The 12,654-nt window shown below is 62.5% G+C and carries 9 protein-coding genes; 7 read left to right on the top strand and 2 right to left on the bottom strand.

The window, feature by feature from the left end:
• Positions 1-120 precede the first annotated feature (120 nt).
• Complete coding sequence (locus GPJ75_RS27745; protein ID WP_425483166.1) at positions 121-492, top strand: RHS repeat-associated core domain-containing protein; 372 nt, start codon at positions 121-123, stop codon at positions 490-492.
• A 55-nt stretch (positions 493-547) separates the two neighbouring features.
• On the opposite strand, the gene GPJ75_RS15975 is transcribed toward GPJ75_RS27745, so the two are convergent.
• Positions 548-808 carry a cold-shock protein gene (locus GPJ75_RS15975; protein ID WP_163269303.1) on the bottom strand — a complete coding sequence of 87 codons (261 nt, stop codon included), beginning with the start codon at positions 806-808 and terminating at the stop codon, positions 548-550.
• 250 nt (positions 809-1,058) lie between these two features.
• Entirely contained in the window at positions 1,059-1,472 is a 414-nt protein-coding gene (locus GPJ75_RS15970) for a hypothetical protein (RefSeq protein ID WP_163269302.1), read from the bottom strand.
• A 1,077-nt stretch (positions 1,473-2,549) separates the two neighbouring features.
• On the opposite strand from GPJ75_RS15970, the gene GPJ75_RS15965 reads away from it, so the two are divergent.
• From GPJ75_RS15965 to GPJ75_RS15940, 6 genes are all read left to right on the top strand, one after another.
• The gene (locus GPJ75_RS15965; RefSeq protein ID WP_163269301.1) at positions 2,550-2,699 is read left to right on the top strand and encodes a hypothetical protein; all 150 of its coding nucleotides are present in this window, start codon (positions 2,550-2,552) and stop codon (positions 2,697-2,699) included.
• A gap of 30 nt (positions 2,700-2,729) precedes the next feature.
• Positions 2,730-3,086: a hypothetical protein gene (locus GPJ75_RS27195; protein ID WP_205602548.1), complete on the top strand. Its 357-nt coding sequence runs from the start codon at positions 2,730-2,732 to the stop codon at positions 3,084-3,086.
• Entirely contained in the window at positions 3,083-3,337 is a 255-nt protein-coding gene (locus GPJ75_RS15955; RefSeq protein WP_163269300.1) for a DUF1488 family protein, read from the top strand. The genes GPJ75_RS27195 and GPJ75_RS15955 overlap by 4 nt, the downstream gene beginning before the upstream one ends.
• Positions 3,338-3,396: 59 nt before the next feature.
• A complete protein-coding gene (locus GPJ75_RS15950; protein ID WP_163269299.1) occupies positions 3,397-3,672 on the top strand; it encodes a hypothetical protein in 276 nt (91 codons plus the stop codon).
• A 6-nt stretch (positions 3,673-3,678) separates the two neighbouring features.
• Complete coding sequence (locus GPJ75_RS15945; protein WP_163269298.1) at positions 3,679-3,984, top strand: hypothetical protein; 306 nt, start codon at positions 3,679-3,681, stop codon at positions 3,982-3,984.
• Positions 3,985-4,191: 207 nt separating this feature from the next.
• Positions 4,192-12,621 carry a GH36-type glycosyl hydrolase domain-containing protein gene (locus tag GPJ75_RS15940; RefSeq protein ID WP_246249081.1) on the top strand — a complete coding sequence of 2,810 codons (8,430 nt, stop codon included), beginning with the start codon at positions 4,192-4,194 and terminating at the stop codon, positions 12,619-12,621.
• The last annotated feature ends 33 nt before the right edge of the window (positions 12,622-12,654 follow it).

Raw genomic sequence — 12,654 nt, 5'->3', positions numbered from 1 at the left:
ACTCCTCGACCAGTTCACTCCCGCAGAATGCGCAAACTACTTCAGGGCTGCTGGATATGACCCGGATTAAGCCGGACGTGCTCTAGCGGCAAACTCCGTCGCGCTCAAGCACTGCCAGATTTGAGCCGGCACTCGCCTCTCGAGCGTCACGAGACCGGGCTCATGTACCTCAACGCCCGCTATCATGACCCAGCCTTTGGCCGCTTCATTTCGCCGGGTACGATGGATCCGATTGAAACGAACCGCTACTCCTATGCCGACAACGATCCGATCAATAAATCCGACCCAAATGGATGCAGGTCTTGTCTACACAGGCTTCCATCAAGTCGTTCCGGCCCTCGATCTTCAATCGGGCAACGCGCTGATCGACAACACGTTCTCGGGGTGGTGAACCAGATCGCCAATGTCGGTGTCTCGGCGGCCAATGTGACCGTACGCACGCGCTGTTGCGGCGGCTATCGCCGCTGCCGGGGGACTTGGCTTAGCGTCTGACGCCGGGCCCGCCGGATATGTCGGCAAAAGACGAGGTGGGCAGCCTGGCCGCTGCTCAATGTGTGAAATCGCCGATCACCGCCACGCCGGGCGGGGTGGGGCCATTGAAGGCGAAGAGTTCCGTCGAGGCTCCCGACAGCGCGATCTCACGGGCGATGAGCGGCGTGAAATCGACGCGCCCGGCTTCCACGATGGTGTGCATGCCGGCGCGTTCGACCGCGGAGATATGGACAAAAACGTCCGAAGCGCCATCATCGGGCTGGATAAAGCCGAAGCCTTTGGTCGCGTTGAAGAATTTTACGGTTCCGATGGTCATGACGATTTCCTTTCAATCAGTCATAGAGAATGTTCGCCACGCACGGGGCATGGAGAACAATGTAGGTCGACATTGAGAGGGAAGATCGTCAGAGCGCCTGGGGCGCGGAAACAAAGTTCGGCAAACAAGATCGATTCACAGCACACAGGCCCCACCGGTCCGCAAGACAAGGTGCCAACTATCTGGCAGGTCATGCAAGGGCTCCGCCGCAACGGAGCCGTTCGCGATATCGCGGGACGCTTGCTCGGGCTCAGCCTTCGGTGGGCACGGTATCGGTGGTGGATGCTTCGGGCACGACCACCCTTTCCGGCAAGCTTTCCAGAGCCAGGAGCCGCTCCGCACAGACATCCGCGGCGCCAGTAATCTGCTTCTCAAGGCCTGGAACGATGATCCAGCCTCCGTCCTCGATGAAATTGTCTCGCTCGTAGGTCTTGGCTTCCTTGAGCGAGACCAGGTTACCGGCGGCGTTTGCGTCGGCGACAAAGGCGTCTACACAAATCGAGGCGACCAGTTGCTCGCCGGCGTCCCGGGATGCCTTTGCAGCCATTTCACTGGCGGTACCGCCAGTGACCCAACCGCCCCAGCTGAACCCGACGATTATTGCCGCCACAGCTCCAGCGCCCGCGCCAACGAGGGCGGGTTTCGTCCATACGGGGAATTCCATGAGATTGTCCAATCAACGTGAGGACAAGCACGCATGATCGCGTGCAAGTAAAAAAAAGCATATCACGAAACATGGCAGCAAGCAAAATTCCGTTAAGACTGTCATCAGCGACAATGCAGGCCAGAACCTGCCAGTTCGTCGAGAAATCCGCGCGGACAGGACAGGCCGATGGCAGTGCAAGATTCCAGCGAATATCCTCGCCTTCCCGGACGAATACTGGTACCGTTTGACCCGTCGGCAGCTTCAAACAGGGCGCTGCCGATTGAGGGTAGACATACGTGGTACCCCCGCCCCAGCCAAGGAAGGAGGACAGCCATGTCTTCCGCCTTGTTACATCCACAACATCCGACGTCGGCAGCCATGATCATCACGGTGGACGCCGTCGCATGAGATATCTTGGCAAACTGAGCACCGATCCAACGCTCTGGCTGCTCTTCCTCATGATCGGCGGTGCAGGAAGTGCTCTTCTGTACGTGGTCCTGACCAGCATCACTTTTTGAGCAACCATGTCGGGTCTTGGCACTGGGCCGGCACAGCCTATCGCTCGAAAGGAAGGAGGGATGCCGGAGAAGCACGACCACGTCTCCGACATCCACCACCAGAAGCGAAAGGTGAGCCGATGAGCGAAGCCATGTCGCACAGGGCCTGCACAGGGGAAATCCCTCGTTCTCGAACGAATCGTCCCGGCGCTCCTGTTATTCGTCCGCCGTAGAACATATATGAGGGTGTGGCGGCCTCAAAGATGTGGCCTCAGAAAGAACGCTCATACAAAGGTCGTTCCCTTCGCTGTTGTTGTTCGACGCGCCGAAGGTATTTTCACGCAACCGACACCCGCCTGATCAATCGCAGCGCCGAGAATGACAGGCGGCCGTCCAGCCGCCGACCGTACGATCGGTGGTTAGAGCCTGAGCGTTTCCAAGCATCGCGCGCTACGGCGGCCCGCGTGGCTGGATTGTGACAATCCTGCACGATCACGACCGGCTGCACCGGTCAGGTGAAGAGCATGACAGACCATCGTTTCGCAGCCTCGAGACGCCCCCCAGCCGGGCTGGCGTAACCGAAGAACGGAGTTTGACAATGGCCAAGGGACAAAAGCGCAGCAATCGCGAGATAAGAAAGCCGAAGCAGAAGAAGGAGCCTGCGAAAATGGAGGCGCCGTTCGGCTCTCAAGTCAAGCAGGCGGGCAACAGCAATGTGCCACGCGACAAGACGAAGAGCCGAATGTGAGTGGGTTACATTCCGCAGGTAGGTGCCGAAATGAAGGTGATCCTCGAATTCTATAGGGTCCGCGCGGGCGATACCGCTCATGCAAGGGTCGGCCGTGTCAGCCGCAGCGTGGCTGACGCCGACGACGCCATCAAGCTGGCCAGATCGTTGCTGCTCTCGCTCGATATGCCGCAGGAACCTGATTTCGTTGCGATCCTGGACGATCACGGGAATGCTTTTTATTCCGCATCCGCCATCCCCGGTCGTGAATTCGGCTCGACCCAAACTGCTGAAATCAGCGCTTGGGAGAACGAGGGCGGTGCTGTCGTCCACACCTCCATCAGGAGTGCCGCCAATCCAGAACAGGCATTGGTCTCACTCCCAATACATGGAGATACGCCATCATGACGCTTACTTTCCCCAATAGAAGCCGCAGCTATGACAAAGCCGGACAGCGCGTTCGCTTCATCGGCCACGACGGCATGTTCGAGGTGCCTTTCTTCGTCGAGACCGACGCGCTCCCCACCGCAGCTACCGGCGAAGCGCATTATCTGGCTGCCTTCGATGCGGCGCGCGCCACGATCCAGGATGTCGCGCGAGAAATCTACGGGAACGCCCGCAGGTCCGTATATGTGCTGACGGCGGCGGACTTCCGGTAACCCTGTGGCTTCCCCGGGCCCACCCTCGATGCAAATACGCCAAAGAACTGGATGCTGCCATGACCGTTCGCACCACCGACACAAAGGTCACGTTCAGGCAACCGTTCATGCTGAGCGCCTTTGACACTCGGCAACCTGCAGGAACCTATCGCCTGGTGATCGACGAAGAGGAAATCGGTCTTTCCTTTCTCGCCTACCGGCGCACGGCCACGATGCTGCACATTCCGGCGATTTCCATCAAAAGCAGCCGACATCAGGTGGTGGAGGTCGATCTGGAGGAACTGGCAGCGGCATTGGACGCGGATGCGCTCACGTGCCGGACTGTCAAGGAGTAGTCGGTCATGCGGCATCTTGGTGGAATTCACGGAACCGGCGTCCTGAAAGGTGGGGGTAAGACACTTGCCCGCGTGGTCTATGATTTTGACGGTTTCCTGAGGAAGCCGGGAGAAGTGATTGGCAGCGGCGAAATCCGGATGCCTCCCGATACTCTGCGACAGGTATTCGGCCGCGAGGATCTCCATCTTCTGACGGGCGACGGACGGCTTCTGCGCCTTCGCTTCTCCGAAAAGCATCTACCGGCGGCCAGCGATGCCGCTCATGTGGATATCGCCGGCGACCTGCCGCCGCAATCCGAATGGCGCCACTGACCGTCCGATCTCTTCGGCATGTGATCGTCGATCGATCCAAGTTGGGAGATTGACCGTCTCCTTGCCCGAAACTGCATAGGAGTCGACACTTCAACAAGTCAGCTGTTCGGCATAGTCGCGCCCTGGCTGGAAAGGCCCCTTTTGAAATCGATCCCTCGCCTACACTGGCATCGCTCTTCATTGCCGCCATGGAACGATGGAGCGCCCGTGAGGGAGGAGCTTTTCAGCGTGGAGCGGCTCGAGCAGCATGCGGAAAGCCTCGCCGCCGCGCAGCCGGTGACCGACCGGCCGCCAGCCGTCCTGTCCCTGCACAAGAGGCTCAATAACAATGCGGCTGTTCTGCTCGCCGCCTATCGGGCGAGTGCCGCGGAACTGGAGAGCGGCAGGGGGGTGGTCCCTGCCGCGGAATGGCTGCTGGACAACTATCATCTGGTCGAGGAGCAAATCCACGAGATCAGGGATGACCTGCCTCCCGGCTATTATCGCCAATTGCCGAAACTGAGCGAAGGGCCGTTTGCGGGTTATCCGCGGGTTCTCGGGCTTGCCTGGGCCTTTGTCGCGCATACCGACAGCCTCTTCGACCGGGAGAAGCTGCGGCGGTTTCTGGTGGCCTATCAGCGGGTTCAGCCCCTGACGATCGGCGAGCTGTGGGCAGTAGCGATCACCCTGCGTTGGGTCCTCATCGAGAACCTGCGCCGGCTGGCCGATCAGATGACCGTGGGTCGCGCGGCGCGCGCGGATGCGGCGGCGCTGGCCGAGCGGCTTCTCGTATTCGACTGCGGCAGGACCGCGCTTGAAACGGATATGACCTCCCGCTCACCGGAACCGTTGTCCGAGGTCTTCGCCGCGCAATTGGCCAAACAGCTGAGGAACCAGGATCCGGCTACGACGCCCGCGCTCGGATGGCTGGAAGAGCGTCTGGCGCTGCAAGGCGTGTCGGTCGATGCCGTGGTACAGCATGCTCAGCAAAGGCAGGGCGCCTCCAACGTCACCGTGCGCAACATCGTCACCAGCATGCGGCTGATTTCCGATATCGACTGGGCCGAGCTCTTCGAGAGCGTGAGCCTGGTCGACGAGCGGCTGCGGGCGGGAAGCGCCTTTGCCGGCATGGATTTCCCGACCCGCGACCTTTACAGGAACGCGATAGAGCAATTGGCCCGGGGCTCCTCGTTCTCGGAACTTGCAATCGTGGAGCACGCGCTCAATGCTGCACGCCATGCGGCGGCTGTAGCCGACGCGGAGCGCGCCGGCGACCCGGGCTATCACCTTATCGCCCAGGGTCGCACGGCATTTGAGCGGGCGATCCGGTTTCGGCCACCCCCAAGGCTGCGGATCAGCCGCTTCAACACGCGCCTGGGCATTGGCGGCTATATCGGATCGATCCTGCTTGTCACGGCTGTGTTGCTGGCCGTCGCGCTTTGGGCGCTTTCGCGTCCCGACCTTGACACCAGCTGGCTCGTGCTGTTCGCCCTGATCGGATTTTTCCCCGCGAGCGAGGTGGCCACCGCTCTCGTCAACCGTGCGATGACATGGAGTTTCGGCGCGACGATCCTGCCCGGTCTCGCGCTCAAGCAAGGCGTTCCCGAATCCATGCGGACGCTCGTCGCTGTGCCGACGCTTCTAACCAGCGAAGCCGACCTCATGGAGCAGGTGGAACGCCTTGAGGTCCACCATCTTTCCGGCGTTGGCGGCGACCTGGTTTTTGCCCTTCTCACCGACGGGCTCGATGCCGATCAGGAAATCATGGAGGGCGATGCCCAACTGCTCGATAGTGCCGCCGAAGCGATCGCCCGATTGAACCAGCGTCACGAACCGACAGCGGACGGAAGCCGTTTTCTCCTCTTGCACAGGCGCCGTGTCTTCAATGCGAGCGAAGGCAAATGGATGGGGTGGGAACGAAAGCGCGGAAAGCTGCACGAACTCAACCGGCTCCTGCGCGGCGCCGACGACACCACCTTCATGCCCGTAGGCGGAAGGCTGCCGCAGGTGCCGGCCGATGTGCGCTACGTCATCACACTGGACGCCGACACGCGGCTGCCGCGCGATGCCGCGCACCGTCTGATCGGCAAGATGGCGCATCCGCTCAACCGGCCGCGCTTCAGCGAAGCCGGGCAGCGTGTCGTCGACGGTTATGGCATTCTCCAGCCGCGTGTCACGCCTTCGCTTCCGGTCGGGCGCGAAGGATCTTTCTACCAGCGCGTTTTCTCTGCCCCCGGCGGCATCGATCCCTACGCGTCTGCCGCCTCGGACGTCTATCAGGATCTTTTCGGCGAAGGCACCTATACCGGCAAGGGTATTTATGATGTCGACGCCTTCGAGGCGTCTCTGGCTGGCCGCGTGCCGGAGAACACCATGCTCAGCCACGATCTCTTCGAGGGCGTGTTCGCCCGCGCGGGCCTTGCTTCCGATGTCGAGGTGATCGAGGAATTCCCGTCACGCTACGACGTGGCTGCCAAACGCCAGCATCGCTGGACGCGCGGTGACTGGCAACTCCTTCCCTGGGTGACGGGGCTGCGAAGCGGGCATCTTGCGCTTCCATCCGTCGGCCGTGGGAAGATGCTGGACAACCTGAGGCGGTCGCTGTTGGCACCGTTCATGCTCATGGCTCTGGGTCTTACGTGGCTGATGCCGCTTCCGGCCGCGGTGACGGGGACTGCGCTTCTTCTTGCTGCCGTCGCGATCCCTTCATTCCTGCCGATTCTCTTCACCCTCATACCGCACCGCGCCGGCATTCGCTTGCGCAATCACTTCGCGACGCTTGCCGCGGACCTGCGGCTCGCAGCGGTCCAGAGCGTCCTTTCCATCGTTTTCCTGCCCGACCAAGCGTGGCGAATGGGCGATGCCATCGTCAGAACCCTGGCGCGGCTCTTCGGGTCCCGCCGGCATCTGCTGGAATGGACCACGGCCGCGCAATCGAAGGGAAGCCCACGCCTGAACTTCGCCGGTTTCTATCGCCGCATGGCTTCCGGCACGCTGCTTGGGCTTGTCTTGGCCGTGGGCGCCGTTGCCCTGTCGCCTTCGTCCTGGCCGCTCGTCCTGCCCTTCGCGTTATTGTGGCTGGCCGCGCCGGCGCTCGCCTTGTGGGCGAGCCGGTCGCCGAAGGCCGGGCCACGCCTCGCCGTCTCAGATCCGGATGCAACCGAACTGCGCCTCATCGCGCGTCGCACCTGGCGCTTCTTCGAGACCTTCGTGACGCCCGAAGACAACATGCTGCCCCCGGACAATTTCCAGGAAGATCCGAAGCCCGTCGTCGCGCACAGGACGTCGCCTACCAATATCGGGCTCTATCTCGTCTCCGCGGTTGCCGCCCGCGATTTCGGCTGGGCCGGTACGGTCCAGACCGTGGAGCGGCTGGAAGCCACGTTGCAGACCATGCGTAAGCTCGCACGGCACAATGGCCACTTCTTCAACTGGTATGCAACGCAAGACCTGCGTGTTCTCGAACCCGCCTACATCTCGTCGGTCGACAGCGGAAACCTCGCCGGACATCTGATCGTGCTCGCCAACGCATGCGAGGCGTGGGTGAACCACGGCATTGCGCCAAATGCCCGGCTTGGCATGACCGACAATCTCCAACTGGCACGTCAGGCGCTCGGCGCCCTGTCCGGGAATCACCGCGAAGCCCAACTCTCCCTGATGCTTGATGACATCGACGTCCTGTTGAACGGTCCGCAGACGCTCGACGCGTTGTCTCCCGTGCTGACGCGCCTGGCTGACAAGGCTGCCGCCACAGCGCGCGAAATAGTTCCGGCGGATATCGAAGACAGCGCCCCGAATCTCGTCTTCTGGATCGAGTCCTTCAAGAAAACGGCGGCCGAACACGTACGTGACCGGTTCGCTGACCACGTTCTGAAAGACCGATTGCAGGCGCTTGCCGCGGATGCGCGGAAGATGGCGCTGGCGATGGACTTCGCTTTCCTTGTCGATCCCGAACGCAAGCTGTTATCGATAGGCTATTCTCTCGCCGACGATAACCTCGACCCGAGCTGCTACGATCTGCTCGCTTCGGAAGCCCGGCTTGCAAGCTTCTTCGCCATCGCCAAGGGCGATGTCGAGACACGGCACTGGTTCCGCCTGGGACGCGCCGCCACACCTTTGGGGAACGGGTCGGCCCTGATCTCCTGGTCCGGCTCCATGTTCGAGTATCTGATGCCCTCGCTCGTCATGCGCGCTCCCGCCGGCAGCCTGCTTGAGCAGACAAATCGGCTTGTGGTGGAGCGCCAGCAGGCTTACGGGCGGTCGCTCGGCATTCCCTGGGGGATCTCCGAATCCGCCTACAATGCCCGCGACATGGAGCTGACCTATCAGTACTCCAATTTCGGGGTTCCAGGTCTTGGTCTGAAGCGCGGACTTTCAGAGAATGCGGTGATCGCTCCCTATGCGACGGGACTTGCGGCCATGGTCGATCCCCAAGGCGCGCGAGAAAACTACGCCCGCCTCGCGCAAATGGGCGCCAGCGGCCGCTATGGCTTCTTCGAAGCGCTGGATTTCACGCGATCGCGGCTTCCGGAGAAGGAGAATGTCGCGATCGTCCGCACGTCCATGGCGCATCATCAGGGCATGACCATTATCGCCATCGCCAATACGCTGCACGATGGCGAGATGCGGGCCCGCTTCCATCGCGAGCCGATGATCCAGGCCTGCGAGCTCCTGTTGCAGGAACGCATGCCCCGCAACGTTGCGATCGGCCATCCGAAGGCCGAAGAGGTAAAAGTTTCCCCGGCCACCGCAGATACGGAAATTCCCACTTCGCGCCGCGTTACCGCCACCACGGCAGGCCCTCCGGTCACCCAGTTGCTATCGAACGGGCGCTATGCGGTGATGCTCACCGCCGCCGGCGCAGGTTACAGCCGCTGGCGCGATATCGCCGTCACACGTTGGCGCGAGGACGCCACCCGCGACGATTGGGGTTCCTTCATCTTCCTGCGCGATGTCCAAAACGGGGATGTCTGGTCCGCCGGCGCCCAGCCGCTCGGCGTCGAAGGGGAGCATCGCGAAGTCATCTTCGATGAGGATCGCGCCCAGTTCATCCGCCGCGATGGCAATTTGACGACCACGATGGACGTTCTGGTCTCCGGCGAAGACGATTGCGAGGTGCGCCGCCTGTCCTTGAGCAATGGCGGACGGCGGCCGCGCGAGATCGAGGTCACGTCCTATGCCGAGATCGTCCTGGCATCACCGGCCGCTGACACGGCGCATCCGGCGTTCTCAAAGATGTTCGTGCAGACCGAGTATGCCGCCGAGTTCGGCGCACTCATCGCAACGCGGCGCCTGCGCTCGCACGCCGAACCCCAGGTATGGGCTGCCCATCTCGCCGTCGTCGAAGGCGAGATCGTCTCCGATCCGCAGTACGAGACCGATCGCGCCAGGTTCGTCGGGCGCGGCCGTTCCAAACGCACCGCGGCCGCCATCGCGGAAGGAGGCTCACTCTCGAATACGGTGGGTACGGTTCTCGACCCCATTTTCTCGCTGCGCCAGCGCGTGAGGATCGCGCCCGGAAAGGTCGCGCGTATCGCCTACTGGACCGTCGTCGCATCGTCGCGCGCCGAGCTCATGGACATGATCGACAAACACCACGATCGTAGCGCGTTCGAACGCGCCAGGACGCTGGCGTGGACCCAGGGGCAGGTCCAGCTTCGTCATCTTGATGTCGATGCCGGAGAGGCCGCGGATTTTCAGCGCCTCGCCGCCCCCATCCTCTATGCCGACCCTCGCTACAGGGCGCCGTCCAAGGAGATTGTCCGCGGTGCCGGCTCGCAATCTGGCCTGTGGCATCTCGCCATTTCCGGTGACCTGCCGATCGTCTTGGTGGGCATAGACGATCCCGAAGACATGGCCCAGATCCGCCAGTTGCTGCGTGCTCACGAATATTGGCGCATGAAAAGCCTTGCCGTCGACTTGGTGATCGTTAACGAGCGCGCATCCTCCTATACGCAGGACCTGCAAATCGCCATCGAGACCGCCGTGCGCAGCAGCCAGTCGCGGCCGCGCTTCGGTGCCGAGCTCGCGCAGGGCTCCGTCTACGCGCTTCGCGCGGATCTGATGAGCGCTGAGGCGCGCGACCGGCTCCGTTCGATTGCACGCGTCACTTGCTCGGCACGTCGTGGATCGATCGCCGAGCAACTCGATCGTTTGCCAAACCCGTCCGTCAATCACCCCTCGGCCTCCTCCTCGCAAAAAACTGTGCGGCAGCTCTCCGAGCCTTCTGCGCCGTACACGCCGCCGCTCGAATTCTTCAATGGGCTCGGCGGCTTCGACAAGAACGGACGGGAATATGTGGCAATCCTCCAGGGCGGCGCCGTCACGCCCGCGCCATGGATCAATGTGATCGCCAACCCCGGTTTCGGCTTCCAGGTCTCGGCGGAAGGAAGCAGCTACACCTGGGCAGAAAACAGCCGCGAGAACCAGCTTACGCCATGGTCGAACGATCCCGTGGCCGATCCCAGCGGCGAGATGATCTACATCCGCGACGAAGAGAGTCTCGATCTGTGGAGCCCGACCGCGCAGCCGATCCGCGGCAGCGGCACCTATGTCTCGCGTCACGGTTTCGGCTACAGCCGTTTCGAGCACGAGGCGAACGGCATCGCGCTCGATCTCCTGCAATACGTGCCTCTGTCCGACCCCATCAAGATTTCGCGCCTGACCCTTCGAAACCTTTCCAGCCGTCCCCGCCGCCTGTCTGTCACCAGCTATGCTGAGTTGGTGCTCGGCACCTCGCGCAGCGCCACGGCACCATTCCTGGTGACCCAGATCGATGAAGCCACTGGCGCGATGCTGGCGCGCAATCCCTGGAGCATCAATTCCTCCGACCGTGTCGCATTTGCCGATCTTGGCGGGCGGCAGACCGCGTGGACGGCCGACCGAGCCGAATTCCTTGGCCGCTACGGCAACCCGTCGGCACCTCGCGCCCTTGCCGGCCTTGAGCCACTGTCCGGAAGCACCGGCGCCGGCCTCGACCCTTGCGCGGCCCTGCAACAGACAATCGAGATCGGCGCGGGCGAGACGGTCGAGATCGTCTCGTTTTTGGGGCAGTGCGGCTCGCAGGATGAGGTCCGGGCGCTCCTTGCGCGTTATCGCGCGGCCGATCTCGATGCCGTTCTCCAGGAGATGACGGACCACTGGACCGGCATTTTGCAGGCGGTCCAGGTCAAAACCCCTGACCGCGCGATGGACATCATGCTCAATGGCTGGCTCCTGTACCAGACGCTCGCCTGCCGCATCTGGGCGCGCTCGGCCTTCTATCAGGCGAGCGGCGCCTACGGTTTCCGCGACCAGCTTCAGGACGGCATGGCCTTGACGCTGGCAAGGCCCGAAGAGACACGGCGCCATCTCCTGCGTGCGGCCGGTCGGCAATTCGTCGAAGGCGATGTCCAGCACTGGTGGCTGCCTCAATCGGGGCAAGGCGTTCGCACGCGGATTTCGGACGACCGCGTCTGGCTCGCATTCGCGGCGGCGACCTACGTGAATACTTCGGGTGACTCCGCGGTTTTGGACGAGACCGTCCCGTTTCTCGACGGCCCACCGCTTGGCCCCGGCGAGCACGACGCCTTCTTCCATCCCAGGCCCGCGGCCGAATCCGCCTCTCTGTTCGAACATTGCGCCCGTGGCCTCGACCAGTGTCTGGAACTTACCGGCGAGCTCGGTCTGCCCCTCATGGGCACCGGCGACTGGAACGACGGCATGAACCGCGTCGGCGAAGGCGGTAAGGGCGAGAGCGTCTGGCTCGGCTGGCTGCTGCTGCGCGCCATCGAGCTCTTCTCGCCCCTGGCGGAAGGCCGCGACCCAAGCCGCGCCGAACGCTGGCGCGCTCACGCAGCCTCCGTGCGCGAGGCGATTGAGGGGCATGCATGGGACGGTGAATGGTATCGCCGCGCGACCTTCGACGATGGCACCTGGCTCGGCTCGAAGGACAGCGAAGAATGCCGGATCGACTCCATCGCCCAGTCCTGGGCCGTCCTATCGGGCGCTGCCGACCCGGCGCGGGCGGCAACGGCGATGGCATCGCTGGAGAAGCATCTCATCCGCCGTGAAGACGGCATGGCGCTTCTGTTCACGCCCCCCTTCGACAAGACGCCGCACGACCCAGGCTACATCAAGAGTTATCCGCCGGGCCTGCGCGAGAATGGAGGCCAGTACAGCCATGCGGCCATGTGGGCGATCCTGGCCTTTGCGAAATCAGGTGCGGGCGACAAGGCGCACAATCTGTTCGCACTGCTCAATCCGATCAACCACGCGCTTACTCGTGAGGAGGCCGAACGCTACAAGGTCGAACCCTATGTCGTTGCCGCCGACGTTTATTCCGTCGCACCGCATGTCGGTCGGGGCGGATGGACCTGGTATACCGGCTCCGCCGCTTGGATGTATCGTTCCGGCATCGAGGGCATTCTGGGCATCCGGCGCGACGGGGAATTCCTCATTGTCGACCCGTGTATCCCGTCGGCCTGGCCGGGATTTGAAGCCACAGTGCGTGTGGGCACGACTCACTACAACATCCGCATAGACAATTCGATCCGACGCGGTTCAGGTGACTGGTTCGCGGTCATGGACGGGGAACCTCTTCAGTGTACCAGCGCGTGCGTGCGCGTTCCGCTGGACGGACGCAAACATAATTTAACGCTCGGTTCGAGTATGGGTTGACGTACATTACTCGCTGCGTTCCTCGTTGGTTGT

The sequence above is a fragment of the Chelativorans alearensis genome, assembly GCF_010993735.1.
GTDB lineage: Bacteria > Pseudomonadota > Alphaproteobacteria > Rhizobiales > Rhizobiaceae > Chelativorans > Chelativorans alearense.
This window is presented reverse-complemented; position numbering and strand designations above follow the sequence as displayed.